Annotated in this window: 20 protein-coding genes and 1 tRNA gene; 14 read left to right on the plus strand and 7 right to left on the minus strand. The window is 41.4% G+C overall.

What is annotated here, in order from left to right; translation table 11 throughout:
* Positions 1–343: 343 nt before the first annotated feature.
* Complete coding sequence (gene trpS / locus FTU19_RS10230; RefSeq protein WP_005234596.1) at positions 344–1357, minus strand: tryptophan--tRNA ligase; 1014 nt, start codon at positions 1355–1357, stop codon at positions 344–346.
* A gap of 190 nt (positions 1358–1547) precedes the next feature.
* Here trpS and FTU19_RS10235 point away from each other — a divergent pair, with 190 nt between their 5' ends.
* Both FTU19_RS10235 and FTU19_RS10240 read left to right on the plus strand, forming a co-directional pair.
* Positions 1548–2474 (plus strand): DUF808 domain-containing protein, encoded by a 927-nt coding sequence (locus FTU19_RS10235; protein WP_180053110.1) that lies wholly within the window; start codon positions 1548–1550, stop codon positions 2472–2474.
* Positions 2475–2522: 48 nt separating this feature from the next.
* The gene (locus FTU19_RS10240; protein WP_179992117.1) at positions 2523–3425 is read left to right on the plus strand and encodes a neutral zinc metallopeptidase; all 903 of its coding nucleotides are present in this window, start codon (positions 2523–2525) and stop codon (positions 3423–3425) included.
* A gap of 49 nt (positions 3426–3474) precedes the next feature.
* On the opposite strand, the gene FTU19_RS10245 is transcribed toward FTU19_RS10240, so the two are convergent.
* Entirely contained in the window at positions 3475–4029 is a 555-nt protein-coding gene (locus tag FTU19_RS10245) for a hypothetical protein (protein ID WP_180131063.1), read from the minus strand.
* A 216-nt stretch (positions 4030–4245) separates the two neighbouring features.
* Between FTU19_RS10245 and FTU19_RS10250 the strand changes: the two genes are divergently transcribed.
* Together FTU19_RS10250 and FTU19_RS10255 are read left to right on the plus strand one after the other, a co-directional pair.
* Positions 4246–5745, plus strand: coding sequence for a sodium:proton antiporter (locus FTU19_RS10250; RefSeq protein ID WP_179992115.1), 1500 nt, complete (start codon positions 4246–4248; stop codon positions 5743–5745).
* A 65-nt stretch (positions 5746–5810) separates the two neighbouring features.
* Positions 5811–6107, plus strand: coding sequence for an MGMT family protein (locus tag FTU19_RS10255; RefSeq protein ID WP_125278749.1), 297 nt, complete (start codon positions 5811–5813; stop codon positions 6105–6107).
* Positions 6108–6145: 38 nt separating this feature from the next.
* Here FTU19_RS10255 and FTU19_RS10260 read toward each other — a convergent pair whose 3' ends face one another.
* Positions 6146–6586: a universal stress protein gene (locus tag FTU19_RS10260; RefSeq protein ID WP_004782991.1), complete on the minus strand. Its 441-nt coding sequence runs from the start codon at positions 6584–6586 to the stop codon at positions 6146–6148.
* Between the two features lie 417 nt (positions 6587–7003).
* On the minus strand, positions 7004–7417 hold the full coding sequence (locus FTU19_RS10265) for a hypothetical protein (protein ID WP_218955203.1): 414 nt from the start codon (positions 7415–7417) through the stop codon (positions 7004–7006).
* 325 nt (positions 7418–7742) lie between these two features.
* Between FTU19_RS10265 and FTU19_RS10270 the strand changes: the two genes are divergently transcribed.
* Positions 7743–7819 (plus strand) — tRNA-Met (locus FTU19_RS10270).
* Positions 7820–8023: 204 nt separating this feature from the next.
* Here the strand turns inward: FTU19_RS10270 and FTU19_RS10275 are convergent.
* The 3 genes from FTU19_RS10275 to gltA all read right to left on the minus strand — a co-directional run bounded on the left by FTU19_RS10275 (position 8024) and on the right by gltA (position 11970).
* Positions 8024–9649 (minus strand): NAD+ synthase, encoded by a 1626-nt coding sequence (locus FTU19_RS10275; RefSeq protein ID WP_180131065.1) that lies wholly within the window; start codon positions 9647–9649, stop codon positions 8024–8026.
* 373 nt (positions 9650–10022) lie between these two features.
* Complete coding sequence (locus FTU19_RS10280) at positions 10023–10526, minus strand: hypothetical protein (RefSeq protein WP_180131067.1); 504 nt, start codon at positions 10524–10526, stop codon at positions 10023–10025.
* Positions 10527–10695: 169 nt separating this feature from the next.
* The gene (gene gltA / locus FTU19_RS10285) at positions 10696–11970 is read right to left on the minus strand and encodes a citrate synthase (protein WP_004782984.1); all 1275 of its coding nucleotides are present in this window, start codon (positions 11968–11970) and stop codon (positions 10696–10698) included.
* A 1004-nt stretch (positions 11971–12974) separates the two neighbouring features.
* Here gltA and sdhC point away from each other — a divergent pair.
* The 9 genes from sdhC to sucD all read left to right on the plus strand — a co-directional run bounded on the left by sdhC (position 12975) and on the right by sucD (position 25031).
* Positions 12975–13373 carry a succinate dehydrogenase, cytochrome b556 subunit gene (gene sdhC, locus FTU19_RS10290; protein WP_034705238.1) on the plus strand — a complete coding sequence of 133 codons (399 nt, stop codon included), beginning with the start codon at positions 12975–12977 and terminating at the stop codon, positions 13371–13373.
* Positions 13373–13738, plus strand: coding sequence for a succinate dehydrogenase, hydrophobic membrane anchor protein (gene sdhD, locus FTU19_RS10295; RefSeq protein ID WP_004782980.1), 366 nt, complete (start codon positions 13373–13375; stop codon positions 13736–13738). Before sdhC ends, sdhD begins: the two co-directional genes overlap by 1 nt.
* 12 nt (positions 13739–13750) lie before the next feature.
* Positions 13751–15649 carry an FAD-binding protein gene (locus tag FTU19_RS10300; protein WP_004782979.1) on the plus strand — a complete coding sequence of 633 codons (1899 nt, stop codon included), beginning with the start codon at positions 13751–13753 and terminating at the stop codon, positions 15647–15649.
* Positions 15650–15663: 14 nt separating this feature from the next.
* On the plus strand, positions 15664–16374 hold the full coding sequence (locus FTU19_RS10305) for a succinate dehydrogenase iron-sulfur subunit (RefSeq protein ID WP_004782977.1): 711 nt from the start codon (positions 15664–15666) through the stop codon (positions 16372–16374).
* Positions 16375–17196: 822 nt separating this feature from the next.
* The gene (locus FTU19_RS10310) at positions 17197–20019 is read left to right on the plus strand and encodes a 2-oxoglutarate dehydrogenase E1 component (protein ID WP_005234618.1); all 2823 of its coding nucleotides are present in this window, start codon (positions 17197–17199) and stop codon (positions 20017–20019) included.
* An 18-nt stretch (positions 20020–20037) separates the two neighbouring features.
* The gene (odhB, locus tag FTU19_RS10315) at positions 20038–21252 is read left to right on the plus strand and encodes a 2-oxoglutarate dehydrogenase complex dihydrolipoyllysine-residue succinyltransferase (RefSeq protein WP_179992113.1); all 1215 of its coding nucleotides are present in this window, start codon (positions 20038–20040) and stop codon (positions 21250–21252) included.
* A 95-nt stretch (positions 21253–21347) separates the two neighbouring features.
* Complete coding sequence (gene lpdA / locus FTU19_RS10320; RefSeq protein WP_180131069.1) at positions 21348–22778, plus strand: dihydrolipoyl dehydrogenase; 1431 nt, start codon at positions 21348–21350, stop codon at positions 22776–22778.
* A gap of 184 nt (positions 22779–22962) precedes the next feature.
* A complete protein-coding gene (gene sucC, locus FTU19_RS10325) occupies positions 22963–24129 on the plus strand; it encodes an ADP-forming succinate--CoA ligase subunit beta (RefSeq protein WP_004782971.1) in 1167 nt (388 codons plus the stop codon).
* 11 nt (positions 24130–24140) lie between these two features.
* Complete coding sequence (gene sucD / locus FTU19_RS10330; protein ID WP_004782969.1) at positions 24141–25031, plus strand: succinate--CoA ligase subunit alpha; 891 nt, start codon at positions 24141–24143, stop codon at positions 25029–25031.
* The last annotated feature ends 30 nt before the right edge of the window (positions 25032–25061 follow it).

A 25061-nucleotide genomic window follows, 5' to 3' on the forward strand; every position in this document is an offset into this window, starting at 1 on the left:
ATTCAAGACACAACAAAATCCTGCTCATCTGGCAGGATTTTTTTATATTTTCAAAAATTACAGACAAAAAAAACGCAATGATTGGGGTTGTCATTGCGTAGAAAAAGGAAGTTTCTTTCAAAACTAAATCAAGATTAACTGTGGAGAGAGTTAAATTTGATTCCTTACTGTATGTAAGTATATTAGGACTCATTCTCATGTGACTCATCAGTATTCATGTTAATAGATGTTAAGTAAGGTTAAAACTATGAAGAATCTGTGTGGAAACTTGCCTTATTTTTGCGCATTTTGGCCTTAAATAAAAAAAGCCCTTTATAAAGGGCTTTTTTAAATATTGTCTAGCTTAGAAATGGAAAACACCTAAGCCTGTTTTCACTTCATCTAAAGTGGCCTGTGTAATGTCACGGCATTTATCTGTACCCGTTTTCAAAATATCCATGATGTAATCCGGGTCTTTAGCCAGTTCCATACGACGTTCACGAATCGGACCGATCAGCTCTTTCAGAATACCTTCCAGACGTTTTTTTACTGTACCATCACCTAAACCACCACGGCGATAATGTGCTTTCAGTTCTTCCAGTTCTTCTTTATTGGTGTCGAATGCATCCAGGTAAGTAAATACCACATTGCCTTCAACTTGGCCTGGATCTTCGATGCGCAGGTGATTCGGATCGGTATACATCGCATTGACAGCTTTTTTGATGTCTTTGTCAGAGGCATCTAGAACAATAGTATTACCTAATGATTTAGACATTTTCGCTTTACCGTCAAAACCTGGTAAGCGTCCCACATTAGAAAGCAGCGCCTTACATTCAGGCAGTAATTCACGGCCAATCTGACGGTTAAGGCGACGTACAATCTCATTGGTCTGTTCGATCATTGGAATCTGGTCTTCGCCCACCGGAACTACAGTTGCTTTAAAGGCTGTGATATCTGCTGCTTGAGCCACTGGATAGCATAAGAAACCTGCAGGAATATCACGCTCAAAACCACGCATCTGAATTTCTGATTTAATGGTCGGGTTGCGCTCTAGACGTGAAACTGTCACAAAGTTCAGATAGAGCATAGTCAGTTCGTTTAAGGCTGGCAGGCAAGACTGAACACAGATAGTAGTTTTGGTTGGATCAATACCGACAGCCAGATAATCTGTTGCTACTTCAATAATATTGCGACGTACTTTTTCAAAGTTGTCTGCATTATCTGTCAGGGCTTGAGCATCAGCGAGTAACAAATGTTGATGGTGAGAATCTTGTAAACCTACGCGAGAGCGTAATGAACCGACAAAATGGCCAAGGTGAAGCTGTCCGGTAGGACGGTCGCCAGTCAAGATTACTGGACGATTATCTTGATTACTCATTATCTATTCCAAAAAGTAGTCTGTACTACATCTATATTTTAACGAATGGCCACATTGTACGGCATTCTGTTTTTGAATGTCAGCCAGAAAAAAAGCCGCAGTAAAAAAATCTTATTAATTAAACAAGTGAATACAATATTTTTTAAATATTTTCATTAAAATATGTCTAAAGATGATAAGGATAACAAGAATGGCGAGCAGCTTATTAATATTATTGGATGATATTGCGACTGTTTTAGACGATGTTGCCGTGATGAGCAAGATGGCTGCAAAAAAGACGGCAGGTGTCTTGGGGGATGACTTGGCATTAAATGCCCAGCAAGTCAGCGGTGTACGGGCAGAACGTGAACTTCCTGTGGTGTGGGGGGTAGCGAAAGGTTCTTTTATTAATAAGCTGATTCTTGTTCCTTTGGCTTTACTTATTAGTGTGGTTGCGCCTTGGTTAATCAATCCTTTACTGATGATTGGCGGTTTATTTCTCTGTTATGAAGGCGTAGAAAAAGTTCTACATAGTTTAAAGCATAAGAAAGCCAAGACTGAAGAAGATGCTGAGGCTGAATTCACTACGATCGAAACCGATTTGGCCACATTTGAAAAAGAGAAAATTAAGGGTGCGATCCGAACTGACTTTATTTTATCTGCGGAAATTGTAGTGATTTCTTTGGGCACGGTGGCAGCCGCAGCTTTTACCACCAAGGTCATCGTACTGGCAGGAATTGCCATATTAATGACAGTCGGGGTGTACGGCTTCGTCGCCATGATTGTTAAAATTGATGATTTAGGTTTGTACCTGACTAAGCAGGCATCCAGCTTCAAGCAAAGTATAGGCCGTGGATTACTGGCTTTTGCTCCTAAATTGATGAAAACCCTCACGATTGTAGGTACGATTGCGATGTTCCTGGTCGGAGGCGGGATTATTGCCCATACCATTCCATGGTTTCATCATTTTACTGAAGATTCGGTTGAGTATGTAGAGCATATGCCTAGCCTAGGAAGTATTGTAGGGGCTGTTACGCCTACACTGATTAATCTGGTGATTGGTTTTGTGGCAGGGTTAATTGTATTTATCTTGATTGGCTTTATTCAAAAAATCAGATCGAAACCAAAGCAAGTATAAATCAGGCCCGTTAAAATAAGCTGAATTTAAACTATAAGGAATCTCACTATGCGCTGGAAAGGACGTCGTGTTAGTAGCAATGTAGAAGACCGTCGTGGCGGTGGTGCCAAAGCCGGTGGAATCAGTATTCTCGGGTTAATTATTGCTTTCGTGGCCTGGAAGTTTTTTGGCGTTGATCCACAGCAAGCCTATCAAACCACCAAGCAAGTTACGCAAGGTGTTTCTAGTGCAGAAACACGAGGTCTGGAAAATCCAACGCCAGAGCAGCAAGAAGCAATCGATTTTGTAGGAACTGTGCTTGCCGATACAGAAGATACCTGGTCTCAAGTATTTCAGCAGCAGCTGAACCAGCAATATACTCCGCCTAAACTGGTTCTATTTAGTGGGGTAGTAAATTCTGGTTGTGGTACAGCGCAATCGGCCATGGGACCTTTTTACTGTCCGGCAGACCAGAAAGTTTATATTGATACGGCATTCTTTAAAGATATGCGTACTCAGATGGGAATTAGCGGGGAACAGAACTCAACCGAGTTATCTCGCAATGATCAGGCAGGCGATTTTGCTCAAGCCTATGTGGTAGCACATGAGGTGGGTCATCATATCCAGACCATTTTAGGTATTTCTTCACAGGTACAGCAGGCACGTCAACAAGCCACTCAAGCGCAGGGTAATCAGCTTTCTGTACGTCAAGAACTACAGGCGGATTGTCTGGCTGGGGTATGGGCTTATCATAACCATGAGCGTACGCAATTCCTGGAGCAGGGTGATGTACAGGAAGCCATGGATGCGGCACACAAGATCGGTGATGACTATCTGCAGAAAAAGGCCCAAGGCCATGTCGTTCCGGACAGCTTTACGCATGGTACCAGTGCACAGCGGGTAAAATGGTTTAATACCGGTTTGAAATCGGGACAAATGTCTGCTTGCGATACCTTTAATCAAAATATCTAGAAATAAAGATCAAAAAAGGGGAGCAAATGTTCCCCTAATGATTGAATAGTTATTTTTCCAGAAAACGACGGAAGTTTTTCAAAATCTTGATACTGACAAACAAGGCAGCCAGGGCAAATAGCGAAATCGCAAAGAGAATATATTTTAAATTGCTGATGTCATTATTATAAAATTGCTTCAATTCATTTCTGGAATAGCTGAGTTTAGTGATCTGACCAGTTCGACTATCTTGGAACTGAATATTTTCAATATAAAAATAATTTCTCACTTTTACTAAATTAACATTTTGAATCTGCCGGGTATGTGACTGGTTATAGTCATCAGTACATAGGGCCGCATAATGCTCACAGCTGATTTTCGCTACATAACCATTTCCGGCAATCAGGATAAACAGCGCGTTGTCTGGACGTTGATTATTAGACACCAGTACATATTGCGCTTTGGCACTGCTCTTTAAAGGAATGTTCACGGCCTGCTGATAATGTTGGTCTGCTTTCAGGATTTCCTGAATTTTGGTAACACAGGTGAACATCAAGGAAAGTGTGACCAGAAAAATGACAGCAGCGAGACACAGACGGAATATAGTTTTGACAGTTTGATGCATGGAAGAAAATTTCTAAATAGAAAGGAGGAGTGAGCAATAAAGTGCTTTAAGGCTGTATGTTAAATCATCAGTTGTGAATATTGAAAAGAAACTTAACTTAATTTGAAAAAAAATGGGATTAAACTTGATCCGCTAAAATATACTGTTTTTTTAAATTTATATTTCAAGTAAATCTTTCAGCTCACGGCTGCAAATTGCCAAATCTTAGGAAACCTAATGGGAAGTTTCTTTTTTTTACAACTGTTGACAGTGGTCTTTGCTCTGTCAATTGCCACTACCATGTTCAACAAACGTGTTCTAAGTTTTCCTCAAGCCATTGGTGTGCCGATTGTTTCCGCTATTTTTGTTTTTATCCTGCAATGGTGTGCAAGTCTGCTACAGGGTAATCCATTTTTTAGCATCAATATTGATAATATTGAGAAAGCAGTCCGCCATGTCGATTTTTATGACTTCCTGATTAATGGGGTGATCTGTTTCATTCTGACATCATCCGCATTGAAGTTTAAGGTTTCAGATTTACGCAATCACTGGCGGCCGATTGGTATTCTGGCCAGTCTGGCATTAGTTTTCTGTGCAGTTTTCTTTGGTATTGCGCTATACGGTTATCAGTTCCTGATTGGTAACCACGTCGATATATTGGTCCTACTATTGCTGGGTGCTGCGCTCGGAGCAACGGATCCAATTGGGATTAAAGGTGTACTCAGTTCGGTACGCGCACCCCATCATTTGATCGTGAAGCTGGAAGGTGAGTCGCTGTTTAATGATGCGATGTGTATTGCATTATTTATGACCTTACTGAATGTACTGCAAGGTGAAAACTTTACCGTACTCGCCGTCCTGCAAACATTGCTTTATGAAATTGTCGTGGCAGTCTTGATCGGGATCGGTTTTGGTCTGGCGATTCTACGTATTCTGCGCGGTAAACATGAAATGGAATCACTGATATTAACTACTGCACTGTTGGCTTGTGGTTCATATCTGATTGCTTTACTGGCGCATGCTTCTGCACCAATTGCCTGTGTAATTGGCGGCTTGATCGTCGGTAATAAATGGAAAGAAATTCTGGCTGATGCAGACATCGGTGATGTAAACCATTTCTGGCATACGGTAGAGGGGATTATCAATTCCTTCCTGTTCACCTTGATTGGTCTGGAATTGTTCATTATTGATCTAAGCACCAGTCTGGTCCTAGGCGGGATTGTCGCTTTCATAATTCTGCATTTGGCACGCTTCCTGGCCAACCATCTGTCTTTTGCATTATTCCCTAGAATGCGTAAGAAGAGTTATAACGGCAGTTTAACCATTCTGTCTTGGGGTGGGGTACGTGGCGGGATTTCCTTAGCCCTGATTCTGGCAGTGGCCAATATTCCACAACTGGAAGCGTATAGCAGTATTCTGATTGGATATACCTTCATTGTGGTACTTCTTTCCGGGGTGGTTTGTGGCCTAGGTTTGCCAGCCGTAATGAATGCCTTTTATTACAACCCGAATGAAGAAACCCAAGGCTTTAAAGGCTGGTATCAGCGCATGTGCCACAAGATGAACCGTCGCGGTTTTCAGTATATTGTAGGCGAGGATGCAAATGGAAATGAAACCATCACCATCTTCCAGCCGGAAATGCTGATTGATAAGAAAGATGCCGATGGTGTAGCAACGGTACATCATCCTGACAAAGTACAAGAAGTGAAACGTTTAGAGAATCCGGAGAATTTCTAATTATTAGAATTTTCTATCAAGACTGAAAGCCTATGACATCAAGTGCAAGCCAGGAAATGGCACAAATGATTCTGAGTGTGGTCAGCCAGATTCCTTATGCGAAGGTAGCGACCTATGGACAGATCGCTAAACTGGCTGGCTTACCCAAACATGCGCGTCTGGTGGGTAGGGTTTTAAGTCAGCTTGATACAGAAACTGATTTGCCCTGGCATCGTGTCCTGAATGCTCAAGGTAAGATCAGTCTCAATAAACTGGATGAATATGGACATAATATTCAACAGCAAAAGTTAGGCGCAGAAGGGATTCTATGTGCTGGAAATCGGGTCAGTTTAAAGCAGTATCAATGGGATGGATTTGTTTGAAAGAGAAATCCCCACTTGATTGAAGTGGGGATTTTTTATTACTTACGGATGACCATTACAGGAACATTGGCCTGTCCCAAGATGCTTTGCGCAACACTTCCTAGGAACAGTTTCTTGAAGCCAGTGCGGCCATGTGAACCAATCACAATCAGATCAGTATTCAAGGATTCTGCCGCCTTGACAATTTCACTATAAATCACCTGACCTTCGAGTAATTGAGTTTCTGCATCAATACCTGCCGCAGCAAATTTTGCTTTTGCTTCGTCAAGTGTCTTCAGAATCGCAGTACGGGCACGTTCAACCAGGTCATTGGTTTGAGCTGCTGTGATGTATTCAGCTGCGATATAGGGATCAAGTGCCAGCACCTGAACCACTGTTACTTTACTGTTAAATGCTTTGGCAATTTCGACGGCTTTATCGACTGCAGCGTAGGAAGTTTCTGAACCGTCAACAGGTACTAAAATATGTTCAAATGACATTAGAATTCTCCTTGTCGGAAATAAGTTTTATAAAAATATGACGCGTTAAAATCGTGTACGAATTGTTGTTTATACTTTGATCATAACGCGTATTTTATAAAAATAAAACCAAGTAAATACCTCAGTATTATGTTTAACAAATTAATAATTTTTAATGGTTGGTATATTTTATAAATCGTTGATTTATAATTATATTTTAATATTAAAAATAATATGATTTTAGAATATTGATAAACTAACTTAAAAAAGCCATCTGATTTTAATAATGTATTATTACCTGTAATTTTAGATTCAAAAAATCCCTGTTATATAAAACTATAGGGACAGGTTAAAATTGAGATTTTGATAATGAAAAATCTATCAAACTGCATAAAGATAGCCTGCTATTTCTAATAGTAAGCTTCTATCAGCATAATTTTAGTGTTCTAAAACTTCCCTTTCCAAGGGTGCGGTAATACCGTTATTTCCTTGTTTAGATTGATCACGATCTGAAATGGATTTCTCACATTCATTGTAGTGATCAATTGCAAAGTTTTTAATTAAGGCTGAACGTTCAGACTGATCTTGTGGTATTTCATATTCAAACGCTTTTTCAGTAAGTTTTATACTAATCAGAGCATGGATATTATTCGCTGTATCGTAGCGCTGCTTCATTTGTTGAATCAGCCATTTCTGAGGTGCACCTTTAAATCTAAAGAACATGACTTCTTGAGCCAGACTCTTCACATCATCACATCCTGAAAATCTGCTGCTTGGATGAATAACAGTTGCATTGGCTAAACTTATAACACTCAATAGGAGCAGGCTTAGGTATATTTTGAATTTCGTCATCTTCAGTTTTGCTTTAATCCAGAGATACTATTGGCCATATTTGGAAAAGCATTATAGCGATAGGAAAAGGTAGTAGATTCACTTTTTATTTTGTTTCTTCAGCAAGTTATTCTTAAAATTAAATATTATTTGATACGACTTCGATTCAGATTTGGCTTTAAAAGTTGGTACCAATTTTTGTAGATTCTGTTATTGGATTTCGAATTAAATCATGATTTGTACAAAGTTTAATAGTTTATGATTAATTTGCATAAAGACTGAACATTTGTGGTTTAAAATGCTTGACGATACAACCTGAAATTACGATAATGCGCACACAGTTTACGGCTATGTAGCTCAGTTGGTTAGAGCACCGCACTCATAATGCGGGGGTCACAGGTTCAAGTCCCGTCATAGCCACCATTTTAAAAGACCAAGCTCTCAGCTTGGTCTCTTTTTTTGTGCCATAAAAATATCAATAAAAAATTAAGAGAAAGTTCTTCTAAATATCTGTCTGTTTAAATTTTTGAATCTTCTTTTAATTTCTTAACTCTATTTATTGCTTAAAGATAAAAAAATGCCCAAGCATTTACTTGGGCATTATAGCTAATCTAGTTTTGTTAAAACTTAGATACCTGCTTTCCAACCATTAACGACCGGATAGCGACGTTCACGACCATAAGAACGCGAGCTGATACGTGGACCAATCGCACCCTGACGACGTTTGTATTCGTTAATATCCACCAAACGAATCACTTTTTTCACAACTTCAGCTTCAAAGCCTTTGGCAATGATGTCATCTTGACTCAGATCTTCTTCAATATAAGCATAAAGAATCGCATCAAGTACTTCATAAGCTGGTAATGAATCCTGATCGACCTGATCTGGACGAAGTTCTGCAGATGGTGGACGGGTAATTACACGCTCAGGAATCACTGGAGTTTCGGCGATGCTATTACGGTATTTTGCCAGTTCAAACACAATGGTTTTATAAACATCTTTTAATACCGCGAAGCCGCCGACCATATCGCCGTATAGCGTACAGTAGCCAACGGCAAGTTCGGATTTATTACCGGTTGCCAGAACCAGATTGCCGAACTTGTTAGACAGCGCCATTAATAGCGTACCGCGTGCACGTGCTTGCAGGTTTTCTTCAGTGGCATCTACAGGGGCATTGCCAAAGAAGGGATACAGGGTTTGCAAGAAGCCACTTACAATCGGGTTAATCTCGGCAATACCGAAAGTTACACCCATGGTTTTTGCCTGTTCAGTGGCATCTTCTACACTGATCTGAGCAGTATAGGTATAAGGCATCATCACTGCTTGAACTTTGTCAGGGCCAATCGCATCTGCTGCGATGGCAAGAGTCAGGGCAGAGTCAATACCACCAGACAGACCCAGAATCACGCCTGGAAAACCTGAACGCTGTACATAATCACGGGTTGCCATCACCAGACTTTGATAAATCTCGGCCATAGTTTCTAGGGCTGGAGTAATCGTGCCTTTGCTGAACTCTAATTTTTCTGCATCATATTCAGCGATATACAGGCCTTTTTCAAAGCTAGGTGCTTGCAGAGCCACTTCGCCTGATTTATTGAGTACAAAGCTGGTACCATCAAAGATTAGATCATCTTGGCCACCTACCTGGTTACAGTACACTAGATTGATATTCAACTGTTTGACCAGCGCAGCCATGGCATAGATACGGTGTTGCGGTTTGCCGACTTCATATGGAGAAGCATTCAGAACCAGTGCAGTATCAATATTCAATTGAGCCAGCTGTTGAACCGTAGATAATGACCAGACATCTTCACAGATCAGAACACCAAACTTGTGTCCCAGATATTCGAAGACCAGATGCTGATGTCCTTCACCAAAATAGCGTTTCTCATCAAATACACCATAGTTTGGCAGAGTCTGCTTATTATAAACCCCTAAAACTTCACCATCTTTCATGACGGCTGCTGAGTTATAACGTTCACCATCTTCAGTCTGATTGACAAAACCGAAGACCATGACGATATCTTTTACTTCAGTCAGTTTCTCAAACGCCAGTTTTGTACGTTTAGCCAGACTTGGACGAATTAATAAATCTTCAGCCGGATAACCTAAAGTTGAAAGTTCAGGGAAAATAATAAGATCAGCATTATCTTTTTTGGCCTGATTTGCCAAATCTATCATTGTCTGCGTATTTGCATCTAAATTGCCCACATGTGGAGAGAATTGAGCAATCGCAATTTTAAAACTTTTCATTCCAATTAAGTCCTATTCCTATAGGTGAATACACTAAATCACTGATTTTTAAAATTCTAATTATCCAGCTGAGTGCAGTTTGATACGAACAAAATGCCAAATGGCCAAAATTAAAAAAGTCATGACCGCATGATCATTAAATCTTGATTTGCGAGCTAAAAATATCATACTTGGCTTATTTTATCGAAATTTGAGGCAGATGCTAGAGCTGTTTCAGGAGAATTGAAACAGATACACAAAGTTATGATCAGAAATGACTTATTATGGTGCTTTTTTATTCTGGTAAATGCACAAAAATACTCAATTGGATTTAAATGAGTTTATTTTCCAAAAATATAAATCAACAGAATACTTGAGTGAAAAATATTCAATATCATCTGCTTAACTGATTTTTTAAAATAATATTGGGAATTTTTTTTAGAAAAATATCGCGTGCAATATCTCCCTGTTGTTCAATGTTATAGTCTAAAAAGGATTTGTTGGGATTAAATTGATATTTGTAAGGATTATATTTTCCCATACTTAAAAAATAAGCGGCTTGTAAAAAAGCGCCCTTAAACAACACATTAATATTCTGTTGATATTGATAAATATGCGCCATTTCATGAATGAAAAGCGCCTGATAAGAACGGCTTTCTTTAGAATAATCGTCCCGATAATTCAGGTTGCGGACGTGAATATAACCACTTGGTGCCATAATCACATGCTTGGATTGCCAAGGCAGGAAAGGGTGATTCATGACACGGACTGCTGAATAGTCAATCCGGTCAGCAAAGACTTGCTGGCAAAGCTTGATTTCCCCTGAAGTTAAGTTCCGGCTTTTAAACTGATCAAAACGAATCATTCTCAGGATGAAGGGAAGCAGGTAAAACAGCATTAAAACTCAATCCTTAACGATATAAGAGTAATTTCTAGAAATTTGTAGAAATTGAAAATTCTTTAGGTTTACTATTTTAAGTTTTTCACATCTTGGTTGTGTTGGTTTTTGTCAGTCATAAAAAAACCACCCAGAAGGGTGGTTTTTACGTCTTTCAACGCTAACCGAATTAACGGTTGATGTCGCGTTGAACTTCACCAGTGTAAAGCTGACGAGGACGACCGATCTTGTAAGGACCGCTGTGCATTTCTAACCAGTGGCTGATCCAACCAACTGTACGTGCAAGCGCGAAGATCACAGTAAACATTTCTGTTGGGATACCAATCGCTTTAAGGATGATACCTGAGTAGAAGTCTACGTTAGGGTAAAGGTTACGTTTGATGAAGTATTCGTCAGAAAGCGCGATACGCTCAAGTTCCATAGCAAGAGCAAGCTGTGGATCGTTGATGCCAAGAGCACCAAGAACTTCGTCACAAGTTTCTTTCATTACTTTCGCACGTGGATCGAAGTTTTTGTACACACGGTGACCGAAGCCCATGAGTTTAACTTCTTTAGTTTTCACTTTTTCCATGAAGCCAGCAACGTTTTCTACAGTGCCGATTTCATCAAGCATCTTAAGAACAGCTTCGTTCGCACCACCGTGAGCAGGACCCCAAAGTGCAGAGATACCAGCAGCGATACATGCATATGGGTTAGCGCCAGTAGAACCAGCTAAACGTACTGTAGACGTAGAAGCATTTTGTTCGTGGTCAGCGTGAAGCGTGAAGATACGGTCCATTGCTTTCGCAAGGATTGGATCTACTTTGTAGTCACGGTCTGCAGGAGTTGCAAACATCATGTACAGGAAGTTTTCAGCGTAAGTCAAATCGTTACGTGGGTAAACGAATGGTTGACCAACAGTGTATTTGTAGCTCCAAGCTGCCAAAGTAGGAATCTTAGCGATTAAACGAATCGCAGTGATTTCACGATGGTTAACATCTTCGATGTCCAGATTGTTGTGATAGAACGCAGACAACGCACCAACAACACCAACCATGATTGCCATAGGGTGAGCATCACGACGGAAACCGTTATAGAAGCGGCTTACTTGATCGTGAACCATAGTGTGGTTACGAACTTTAGCGTCGAATTCTTCTTTTTGCTCAGCTGTTGGAAGCTCGCCATTAAGAAGTAAGTAGCAAGTTTCTAGGTAATCAGCTTTAGTTGCTAACTGGTCAATTGGGTAGCCACGGTGTAAAAGAACACCTTTATTACCATCGATGAAAGTGATTTTAGACTCGCATGCAGCTGTTGCCATAAAACCAGGATCAAAAGTAAAGTGACCTGCAGCCAACACATCTTTAACGTCGATTACATCTGGGCCCAATGTGCCGCTGTAAATTGGTAATTCAATTTCTTTGCCATCAAGCTGTAAAACGGCTTTCTTGCCAGTTGCTTCAGACATTCAATAGATCTCCTGTCCTGGTGAATGTATATCCGAGTTGCCTATCAATCTTTTAATGCACAAAACGGACGGATCAAAAATTTGCTATAAGATTAGTGGCTACTGAAATTTTGTCAATTATACTTATGGATGAAAAATGACATTCTCACAGTGGTTTAGTCATTTATCTTGGTATAAAAAGTTTAATAAAATCACAGTACCAAACCTCTATAATAAGTCAAATTGAACAGAAGGTGCAGAAAAAAATATAGTCTTTGCCGTATTTGTAAGCGTTTTTTCCTAGCAAAAAATAAAGGAGAAATTGAGAAAATATTCTAAGACTGCAACTTAAAATTATATAAATCTCGTAACTTACATCGATTTCCTTAAGTTTTTACTTCAAACTTGAATTATAAATAAAAGCAATAAATTTTCTTTTTGGCTCTGTTTAATCGGCTAAAAAATAGCTCGTAAATTTACTTCACTTTGTTTAATACAACTTAAACAAAAATAAATAAGTGTTTTTTTGAATATAAAATGTCTAAAAACATCAAAAAAACTATGATCTACAAAGAGATAAGTAGGTTTTAGTATAAAAATTCTAAATTGAGATGCCTTTATATAAATAGTCATTATTTATTTGTGAAATATATCCTTATGATTTTACTTGGGATTAATAAGGATTTAGGATCGAAATTATATTTTTGCTGTTCATCTTTAGTCTAAATCTACTTAGTCGAAGCTTGGCTAGATAACAGACTAAATTAATCAAGTTAATTATTAAAAAACAAATATCTAGAATGAGAATATGAAGATAAAGTAAGTGGGGGAGAACTTAAAGTTATTGTTAATGATTCTTATTTAAAGGTTTTTTGTTCAAAAAGCCAAATACAGTTGTTTGTATTTTAATAGTTCACGTTTTATAATTCAGTGTCGTTTTATGTTTAGGCATGTATTTGCCTGATAATGCCAGCTTTCCTTCGAATTAATTCCAACAAACTCCGGATGGAGTTTTTAACTACAGGATGCCCGCTGTGAAAAGCAACAGACCTGTCAATTTGTCCATGGGTCAAGTTTTAGAAGTAAACTTAAAATCACCCGTGGCTATTGCATCAATTCTACACCGTCTTTCAGGTGTCATCGTATTTTTACTCGTACCGGTCCTTTTGTGGCTGTTGGATAAATCATTGTCTTCAGCAGAAGGTTTTGCTGAAGTGCAGGAAATCTTTAACGGTTTCTTTGTCCGCTTTATCGTATGGGTATTTGTAGCCGGCTTAATTTATCATTTGTTCACTGGTATTAAGCACTTACTTGCAGATATCGGCGTTGCAGAAGAACTGCAAAGCGGTCGTACTGCAGCTACTATTTCATTAATCTTGTCTGCAATCGGTATTGTTGCAGCATTTGTATGGATCGTACTCTAATGAAAAGTGCTACTGGTTTAACAGGTTCAGGTTCTCGTGATTGGTTTGTCCAACGCATCAGTGCTGTAGTTCTAGCTGTTTATACCGTTGTGGTGTTTGGTTGGATCCTACTGAATGGTGGCTTCAACTACGAGCAATGGTACGGCTTTATGATGACAGTTCCAATGAAGATCATGTCTTTGTTGGCAGTCTTATCTCTTGTTGCGCATGCATGGATCGGTATGTGGCAGGTATTCACTGACTATGTGACTACTCGTCAAATGGGTCCATCAGCATCAGGTTTACGCCTTGTACTGACTTCAGCAGTGATTATTGCTGTATTTGCATATGCGATCTGGGCAATCCAGATTTTTTGGGCGAATTGATAGGAAACAATCATGGGCGCTATAACCCCTAAAGAAGATTACACAAATATTCCACACGAAACTTTCGATGCAGTTATCGTTGGTGGTGGTGGTTCTGGTATGCGCGCTTCTTACCAACTTGCTCAAGCAGGTTTGAAAGTTGCGGTACTGACTAAAGTATTCCCAACACGTTCTCACACTGTAGCAGCGCAGGGTGGTATCGGTGCATCTCTTGGTAACATGCAAGAAGATAACTGGCATTACCACTTCTACGACACAGTTAAAGGTTCTGACTGGTTAGGTGACCAAGACGCGATCGAGTTCATGACTCGCGAAGCACCGCAAGTGGTATACGAATTAGAACATTTAGGTATGCCATTTGACCGTAACGCAGACGGTACGATTTACCAACGTCCATTTGGTGGTCACTCTGCAAACTACGGTGAAAAAGCAGTTCCACGTGCATGTGCTGCAGCCGACCGTACAGGTCACGCGCTTCTTCATACTCTTTATCAAAGCAATGTGAAAATGGGTACTCAGTTCTTCGTTGAATGGATCGCGCTTGACCTGATCCGTAACGAAGCTGGTGATGTACTGGGTGTGACAGCAATCGATCAGGAAACTGGTAAAATTGCCGTATTCCAGGCGAAAGCTACATTGTTCGCTACAGGTGGTGCTGGTCGTGTTTATCGTGCATCTACTAACGCATATATCAACACTGGTGACGGTCTTGGTATGGCAGCTCGTGCAGGTATTCCATTACAAGATATGGAATTCTGGCAATTCCACCCTACAGGTGTTGCGGGCGCAGGCGTACTGTTGACTGAAGGTTGTCGTGGTGAAGGTGCAATCCTTCGTAATAAAGACGGCGAACCGTTCATGGAACGTTATGCACCGACTCTGAAAGACTTGGCTCCTCGTGACTTCGTATCACGTTCTATGGACCAGGAAATCAAAGAAGGTCGTGGTTGTGGTCCTAAAGGTGATTATATCCTTCTTGATATGACTCACTTGGGTGCTGACACCATCATGAAACGTCTGCCATCTGTATTCGAGATTGGTAAGAAATTCGCGAACGTTGACATTACTAAAGAGCCAATTCCTGTAGTACCTACAATCCATTACCAAATGGGTGGTATTCCTACAAATATTCATGGTCAGGTAGTTGTTCCTGAGTCTCCAGAATCTGAAGCTCTAGTAACGAACTACGACAAGAATACTGATACCTATTCTACTAACCAAGAAGGTCGCAACTTCACGAAACCAGTGAAAGGCTTCTATGCGATCGGTGAATGTTCATGTGTATCTGTACACGGTGCAAACCGTTTAGGTACAAATTCACTGCTTGATTTGGTTGTATTTGGTAAGGCTGCTGGCCAGCACATCATCGACTACGTGACTAAACACCACGGTGATGAGTATGAACCGCTTCCTACAACTGTGCTTGAAAACACAATTAAGCGTGTTCGTAAGCTGGATGAATCAACAACTGGTGAGAATGCTCAAGAAGTTGCTGATGCAATCCGTGACATCGTTCAAGACCACGCGGGTGTATTCCGTACAACTGCGCTGCTTGAAGAAGGTGTAAAACAAATTCTTGCAATTGAGCCGCGTGTTCGCAACATTCACTTGAAAGACAAATCTAAAGTATTCAATACTGCACGTATTGAAGCTCTAGAAGTTGAAAACCTGTATGAAGTTGCTAAAGCGACCTTGATTTCAGCTGCTGCACGTAAAGAATGTCGTGGTGCTCACACTGTGGTAGATTTCGAATTACCACCAGATCACCCAGAGTATCCATATGGCCGTCGTGACGACGAGTGGATGAAACACACCTTGTGGTTCTCTGCTGATAATCGTCTTGAGTACAAGCCAGTGCGTTACAAACCACTTTCGGTTGATGCAATTCCACCGAAACCACGTACATTCTAATCAGGAGATTTAAGATGAGTAGAGGTACTCGTACATTTCATATCTACCGCTACGATCCTGATAAGGATAAAGCACCGTATATGCAAACTTTTAAGCTTGAACTGACTGATAAGCACCGTATGTTGCTTGATGCGCTTCTTGCATTAAAAGTACAGGACGAATCTTTGACATTCCGTCGTTCATGCCGTGAAGGGATCTGTGGTTCTGATGGTGTGAACATTAATGGTAAAAACGGTTTGGCGTGTCTTTGGAACCTGAACGATTTACCAAATGAAATCACGATTCGTCCACTACCTGGTCTTCCAGTAATCAAAGACCTTGTAGTTGACATGAACCAGTTCTACGACCAGTACAACAAGATTCATCCGTTCTTGATCAACAACCAGCCTGCACCTCCTAAAGAGCGTCTGCAGTCTCCTGAAGAACGTGAACACTTGAATGGTCTGTATGAATGTATTCTTTGTGCATGTTGTTCAACTTCATGCCCATCATTCTGGTGGAACCCAGACAAGTTCTTGGGTCCTTCAGCATTATTGAATGCATACCGTTTCATCATCGATTCGCGTGATACAGGTACTCAAGAGCGTCTGGCTCGTCTTGACGATCCGTTCTCTCTGTTCCGTTGTAAAGGTATCATGAACTGTGTATCTGTATGTCCTAAAGGCTTGAACCCTACTAAAGCAATCGGTCACATCCGTAACATGCTTCTAGATATGGCTGGCTAATTTAGACTGCAATCAACAGTTTTTCAAAAAGCACACCACTTGGTGTGCTTTTTGCTTTATAGGGCTCCATAAACGAACAGTGGTCGTGAAAACTGCTGTTATTGGTGCTGTATCTCATATGATCAAATCGGGTGATGAATCATTGCAGAACATTTTGGTCGGATTTATGCACTATTATGATGTTGTTTGAGGTATTTATGATTTTTAGATGTAATTCTGGACTGAAAAAGGTTTTCAATAATGTTATTATATAACGCAAAGTTGCAAAGGGAGTGGATTGGAAGATTTACTCTCTTTTTGTTTATCAAAAAGATGTAGGACTTTGGTCTACGCTGAATGTGTTTTTCATTTAAAGCTCCCTATGTTAGAGTAATTTCTGACGGAAGTATTTGACTAAAAAACATGCGTTCCTCGTCAAAAAAATCAATTGATTAGTCGAGATCGTGATAGCATTTAGCACAAGACTATATTTAAAAAATGTGTGGGCCGATGTACATTTTTTAAACACGAAAGAAGTTGAGACTGGTATATAAATGTAAGTCAAAGTCGCTTTAGAAAAAATATAGTTTAAATCTTTGTTTTTTCTAAGTCGATTTGCAAAAAATTGCTCGGTCACGATCGGGTATTCAATGAGTGATGATGCCGCTGAGGGGCGTTATTGTTCATTAAACATATCAAGAATTTTCTTGGTGTGGTGATAACGCCTCATGGCTTATGCCTTATGGGGGACTAATGTTGAATTATCAATTTGACATTACTAATCCTGGGTTTTGCTTAAAAAGCATCCTGAAAATGTTTTTGCAATAGGAAATGGGTCCACAAATGCAAGAAGTTGCTGACGCTCTGCGTCTTGACACTGAACTTTCCGCTGATAGTGCAGCGTATATTGAAGAACTTTATGAGCAGTACCTCACTGCTCCAGACTCAGTGGGTGCTGACTGGAGAGCGTACTTCGATAAATTCCCAAAAGGTGATCAACCACACAGCAATGTACGTGAGCAATTCCTACTTTTAGGTCGCAATTCAAGCCGTATTCAGCCTGTTATCCAATCGACAGTAAGTTCAGAGCATGAACGTCGTCAAATTGGCGTTTTACAGCTGATTGCTGCGTACCGTAACCGTGGCCACCAAAAAGCAAAATTGGATCCATTAGGTCTGGCTAAGCGTGAAGTTGTGCCAGATCTTGATCTTTCTGCGCACGGTTTAACTCAGTCTGATCTAGACACTATATTCAATACCGGTAACCTTGCGATTGGTAAGGAAGCAGCGACTTTGGGCGAAATGGTCCAAGCGATGGAAGCGACTTACTGTAGCTCTATCGGTGCTGAATACATGCACATCGTGGATACCAAAGAAAAACGCTGGATCCAGCAACGTCTTGAAAGCGCACGTGGTCAATATGGCCTGAGTGCTGATCAGAAAAAACATGTTCTTGAACGTTTAACTGCGGCTGAAGGTCTGGAAAAATACCTCGGTAATAAATTCGTAGGTGCAAAACGTTTTGGTGTTGAAGGTGGTGAGTCTTTCATTCCTATGGTGAATGAATTGATCCAGCGTGCCGGTTCTGTAGGCTGTAAAGAAGTGGTGATCGGTATGCCACACCGTGGTCGTCTGAACCTTCTGGTTAACATCATGGGTAAAAACCCGGCTGACCTGTTTGGTGAGTTCGAAGGCAAATCACTACACAAGAAAGGTTCTGGTGACGTTAAGTATCACCAAGGTTTCTCTTCTAACGTAATGACTCCAGGTGGTGAAGTTCACTTGGCATTGGCGTTTAACCCATCTCACCTTGAAATCGTTGGACCTGTAGTTGAAGGTTCTGTACGTGCACGTCAAGTACGTCGTAAAGACATTGGCGGTGATGACGTGTTACCAGTGATTGTTCACGGTGATGCTGCATTTGCAGGTCAGGGCGTAAACCAAGAAACTTTCCAGATGTCACAGACTCGTGGTTACACAGTAGGTGGTACAGTTCATATCGTAGTGAACAACCAGGTTGGTTTCACCACATCTGATCCACGTGATGCACGTTCTACAGAATACTGTACTGACATCGCGAAAATGATTCAGGCACCGATCTTCCATGTAAATGGTGACGATCCTGAAGCTGTGTTGTTTGTTGCTCAGCTTGCACATGACTTCCGTCATACTTTCCGTAAAGACGTTGTGATTGATATGTTCTGTTACCGTCGTCGTGGTCATAATGAAGCGGACGAACCAGCGGCAACTCAGCCAATGATGTACCAAGTGATCAACAAAAAAGCGACCACTCGTACGCTTTATGCTGACAAACTGGTTCAAGAAGGTGTGCTTGATCGCGCAACTGCAGATCAAATGGTTGAACAATACCGTTCTGATCTTGAAGCAGGTAAACATGTTGCCAATGCATTGGTTCTAGAGCCGAACAAAAAAATGTTCGTAGACTGGACACCGTACCTGGGTCATGAATACACAGATGAGTGGGATACTACTTGTGATCTAGAACGTCTTAAAGAGCTTGGCCGCAAAATGCGTGAGCTTCCAGAAGGCTTCGTGATGCAGCGTCAGGTATCTAAAGTGATTGACGACCGTCTGAAAATGCAAACTGGTGAAATGCCGCTGAACTGGGGTGCTGCTGAAACTCTAGCCTATGCATCACTGCTAGATGATGGTTATCTGGTTCGTTTAACTGGTGAAGACGTGGGTCGTGGTACATTCTCACACCGTCATGCAAAACTGCATAACCAGGTAGATGGCTCAACTTATATTCCACTTTGCCATATCAAAGAAAACCAACCGCGTGTTGCGATCTATGACTCTTTATTGTCTGAAATGGCAGTACTGGCATTTGAATACGGTTATGCGACTACTCTTCCTAAGAGCCTGATCATTTGGGAAGCTCAGTTTGGTGACTTTGCAAACTGTGCACAGGTGGTGATCGACCAGTTCATCTCATCTGGTGAAACCAAATGGGAACGTGTATGTGGTCTGACTATGCTTCTGCCACACGGTTTTGAAGGTCAAGGTCCTGAGCACTCATCTGCACGTCTGGAACGTTTCTTGCAACTATGTGCTGAAGACAACATGCAAGTAATGACTCCAACTACACCTGCACAGATCTTCCACGCGTTACGTCGTCAGGCAATCCGCCCGATCCGTAAGCCAATGATCATTATGTCACCTAAATCATTGCTTCGTCACAAATTAGCGGTGTCTAATCTGGAAGAACTGGCTAACGGTACATTCCAGACTGTGATCGACGAAGTAGATAACATCAACAAAGCAGACGTAACCCGTCTGGTACTGTGTGGTGGTAAGGTTTACTACGATCTGGTTGAAAAACGTCGTGAAAAAGAATTGAACAACACTGCAATTGTACGTATTGAACAATTGTATCCGTACCCAGAAGCACGTCTTGCAGAAGTTCTTGCTCAGTATCCAAACGTGAAAGAACTAGTTTGGGCACAAGAAGAGCCGAAAAACCAAGGTGCTTGGTTGTTCATCGCGCCTCGTTTATATGACGATGTGATGAAAGCGGGCAAACAAATCCGTATTAGTTACGCAGGCCGTGAAGCTTCAGCTGCACCGGCGTGTGGTTCACCATACTTGCATGCAAAACAACAAGCTCAGCTCGTTAACGACGCTCTAGCGATCGATGCTGAATAATCCAGGAGATTCTAAATAATGGCAACCGAAATTAAAGCACCGGTATTTCCAGAGTCAGTTGCGGACGGTACGATCGCAACTTGGCACAAACAACCAGGTGAAGCAGTATCACGTGATGAAGTGATCTGTGATATTGAAACTGATAAAGTTGTTTTAGAAGTTGTTGCTCCTGCAGACGGTACAATTGCATCAATCGTTAAAAATGAAGGCGATACAGTGCTTTCTGCTGAAGTGATTGCTCAATTCGAAGAAGGTGCAGTATCTGGCGCGAGCCAAACTCAAGCAGTTCAATCTGAAGAGAAAGTTGAACAAGCAGCTGCACAAACTGAAGCGGGCAATTCACCAATCGTTGAGCGTAGCCAGGTTCAAGACCAGGCTCCAGCAGTACGTAAAGCATTGACTGAATCTGGAATTAATGCTGCTGACGTATCCGGTACAGGCCGTGGCGGTCGCATCACTAAAGAAGATGTTGCGAACCATCAATCTAAACCTGCAGCGCCTGCTGCTGCACCGCTTAGCGTTGCAGTCGGTGAACGTATCGAAAAACGCGTTCCAATGACTCGTCTGCGTAAACGTGTTGCTGAACGTCTACTTGCTGCAACTCAAGAAACAGCAATGTTGACGACGTTCAACGAAGTAAACATGAAACCGATCATGGAAATGCGTAACCAGTACAAAGAGGCGTTTGAAAAACGTCATGGTGCGCGTCTAGGCTTCATGTCATTCTTTGTTAAAGCGGCGACTGAAGCGCTGAAACGCTATCCAGCAGTGAATGCGTCTATCGATGGCGACGATATCGTTTACCATGGTTACTATGACATCGGTGTAGCGGTTTCTTCTGACCGTGGTCTGGTGGTTCCTGTTCTTCGTGATACAGACCGCATGAACTATGCTGAAGTTGAAAACGGTATCCGTGCATACGCTGGTAAAGCGCGTGAAGGTAAACTTGCGATTGAAGACATGACTGGTGGTACTTTCACAATTACCAACGGTGGTACTTTCGGTTCATTACTTTCAACGCCAATTCTAAACACACCACAAACTGCGATTCTGGGTATGCACAAAATCCAAGAACGTCCTATGGCAGTGAATGGTCAAGTAGAAATCTTACCAATGATGTACTTAGCGCTTTCTTATGACCACCGTTTAATCGATGGTAAAGAAGCAGTTGGCTTCCTGGTAACAATCAAAGAATTGTTAGAAGAACCAGCTCGTCTGATCCTTGACCTATAATTTATACATTTAAAATCTCCCCAAACCCCTCTTTCTAAAGAGGGGCTGTCCCCCTGTGTTAAAGGGGGATGTAGGGGGATTCTTTGGAGATAAAAATGTCTCAATTCGATTTAGTTGTAATTGGTGGTGGCCCAGGTGGCTACGAAGCTGCAATTCGTGCTGCGCAACTTGGTTTCAAAGTTGCTTGTATCGAAAAACGTATTCATAAAGGTAAACCATCTTTAGGCGGTACTTGCCTAAACGTGGGTTGTATCCCTTCTAAAGCACTTCTAGATTCTTCTCACCGTTATGAAGATACTGTTAAGCATTTAGATGATCACGGTATTACGACTGGTGAAGTGAAGTTTGATCTTGCAAAACTTCTTGCACGTAAAGACAAAATCGTAAACCAATTGACCATGGGTATCGACGGCCTGCTGAAAGGTAATGGCGTTGAATGGTTAAAAGGTACTGGTAAATTGCTTGCTGGTAAAAAAGTTGAGTTCGTTTCACACGAAGGCGAAACTCAAGTTTTAGAACCTAAATACGTGATTCTTGCGACTGGTTCTGTACCTGTAAATATTCCTGTTGCTCCTGTAGATCAAGACATCATTGTTGACTCAACAGGTGCGCTTGAATTCCCAGAAGTGCCTAAACGTCTTGGTGTGATCGGTGCTGGTGTAATCGGTCTTGAACTTGGTTCAGTATGGCGTCGTCTTGGTGCTGAAGTTGTTGTATTTGAAGCAATGGACGCATTCTTACCAATGGCTGATAAGGCATTGGCGAAAGACTACCAAAAAGTATTGACTAAACAAGGTCTGGATATCCGCGTTGGTGCGAAAGTATCTGGTACTGAAGTGAACGGTCGTGAAGTTACTGTTCAGTACACTCAAGGTGGTGAAGACAAAACTCAAACTTTCGACAAGTTGATCGTTTGTGTTGGTCGTCGTGCTTATGCTGAAGGCCTATTGGCTGAAGATTCAGGCATTAAACTCACTGAACGTGGTCTGGTTGAAGTAAACGATTGGTGTGCAACTTCTGTTGAAGGCGTATACGCAATTGGTGACTTGGTACGTGGTCCAATGCTTGCCCATAAAGCAATGGAAGAAGGTGTAATGGCAGTTGAACGTATTCACGGTCATGCTGCACAAGTCAACTACGATACGATCATTTCTGTAATTTATACACACCCAGAAGCGGCGTGGGTAGGTTTAACAGAAGAGCAGGCGAAAGAAAAAGGCCACGAAGTTAAAACGGGTCAATTCGGTTTCGCTGCGAATGGTCGTGCAATGGCTGCGGGCGAAAATGCTGGTTTCGTGAAGTTTGTTGCTGATGCAAAAACTGACCGTCTACTGGGTATGCACGTGATTGGACCTGCTGCGTCTGATATCGTACACCAAGGTATGATCGCTCTTGAATTTGTTTCTTCAGTAGAGGACCTACAGTTGATGACTTTCGGTCACCCAACGTTCTCTGAAGTCGTACATGAAGCTGCTCTTGCAGTTGATGGTCGTGCGATTCACGCGATCCAACGTAAGCGTAAGTAATTCTTCGAAGAGCGGCTCCGGCCGCTCTTTTTACATTTGGTGGTTGTTTTTGAATGAATAATCATCTAAAAATAAAGATAAGTAAAATTTAAGATCCAAAAATACCAATATTGATTGATGTGAACCAAGAAATATTGGGAATACGTGTAATAACAAAGTCAAATAAGTAGTAAAAGGTTAATCAATGAATTTACATGAGTATCAAGCAAAAGCGTTATTAAAAAAATATGGGATGCCTGTACAAGAAGGTATTCTTGCTACCAATGCTGAGGAAACAGTACATGCTTTTGAGCAGCTTGGTGGGAAGTTTGCGGTATTAAAAGCGCAGGTTCACGCAGGTGGTCGTGGCAAAGCGGGTGGGGTAAAAGTGGTAAAGTCGGCTGAAGAAGCAGCTGAATATGCCAATCAGATTATTGGTTCACGTTTAGTGACCTATCAAACCGATGCAAACGGTCAGCCAGTCAATAGCATTCTGGTGTCTGAAGATGTGTATCCGGTTGAGCGTGAATTGTATTTGGGTGCGGTGGTTGACCGTTCTAGCCGTCGTATTACCTTTATGGCATCCACAGAAGGCGGTGTCGAAATTGAAAAAGTTGCAGAAGAAAATCCTGAAAAAATCATTAAAGTAGAAGTTGATCCTTTGGTGGGTTTATTGCCATTCCAAGCACGTGAAGTGGCATTTGCACTTAAGTTAAAAGATAGCCAGATCAATCAATTTGTTAAAGTCATGACAGCTGCTTATCAAGCTTTTGTTGAAAATGATTTTGCTTTATTTGAAATTAACCCACTCTCTGTACGTGAAAATGGTGACATTCTCTGTGTCGATGCCAAAGTCGGTATTGATTCGAATGCACTGTACCGCCTGCCTGAAGTTGCTGCTTTACGTGATAAATCACAAGAAAATGAGCGTGAACTGAAAGCATCTGAATTTGACCTGAACTACGTTGCTTTAGAGGGCAATATTGGTTGTATGGTCAATGGTGCCGGTCTTGCGATGGCAACTATGGACATTATCAAGCTTTATGGTGGTCAACCAGCTAACTTCCTGGATGTAGGTGGTGGTGCAACCAAAGAGCGTGTCATCGAAGCATTTAAAATTATCTTGGCAGATTCTTCTGTACAAGGTGTCTTGATTAATATTTTTGGTGGAATTGTACGTTGTGACATGATTGCTGAGGCAATTATTGCAGCGGTTCAGGAGGTAAATGTCACTGTACCTGTAGTCGTTCGTCTTGAAGGGAACAATGCAGAGCTTGGTGCCAAGTTACTGGATGAATCTGGTTTGAAATTGATTTCTGCAAATGGCTTGGCCGATGCTGCAGAAAAAATTGTTGCTGCAGTAAAAGCTTAAGGAGTATCACAATGAGCGTATTAATTAATAAAGACACCAAAGTTTTAGTCCAAGGCTTTACAGGCAAGAACGGTACATTCCACTCTGAACAGGCTATTGCCTACGGCACTAAAGTTGTTGGTGGAGTAACACCGGGTAAAGGTGGTCAATCACATCTGGATCTGCCAGTATTTAATACTATGCGTGAAGCGGTGCAAGAAACTCAAGCTGATGCTTCTGTGATTTATGTGCCTGCACCTTTTGTCCTCGATTCTATTGTAGAAGCTGTTGACTCAGGTATTGAGCTGATTGTTGTGATTACTGAAGGCGTACCAACACTGGATATGCTAAAAGCTAAACGTTATCTGGAAACCAATGGTAATGGTACGCGTCTGATCGGTCCAAACTGTCCGGGTATCATTACGCCAGGCGAGTGTAAGATCGGGATTATGCCGGGTCATATTCATCAGCCAGGTAAGATCGGCATTATCTCACGTTCAGGTACTTTGACTTATGAAGCGGTTGCACAAACCACTAAATTAGGTCTTGGACAGTCAACCTGTATCGGAATCGGTGGTGATCCGATTCCAGGCATGAACCAGATTGATTGCTTGAAACTGTTCCAGGAAGACCCGCAAACTGAAGCCATTATCATGATTGGTGAAATTGGCGGTACTGCGGAAGAAGAAGCGGCTGAGTATATTCAATCGCATGTGACCAAGCCAGTGGTAGGATATATCGCCGGTGTAACAGCACCGAAAGGTAAGCGTATGGGTCACGCAGGTGCCATCATTTCTGGCGGTAAAGGAACTGCTGAAGAGAAGTTTGCAGCCTTTGAACGCGCGGGAATGGCGTATACACGTAGTCCTGCAGAATTGGGTTCAACCATGCTTGAGGTTTTGAAAGAAAAAGGTTTGGCTTAATTTATTAAGCTGATAAAAAGCCCTCAATAT

The organism is Acinetobacter sp. YH12072 (genome assembly GCF_013419565.1).
In the GTDB taxonomy this organism is placed as follows: domain Bacteria; phylum Pseudomonadota; class Gammaproteobacteria; order Pseudomonadales; family Moraxellaceae; genus Acinetobacter.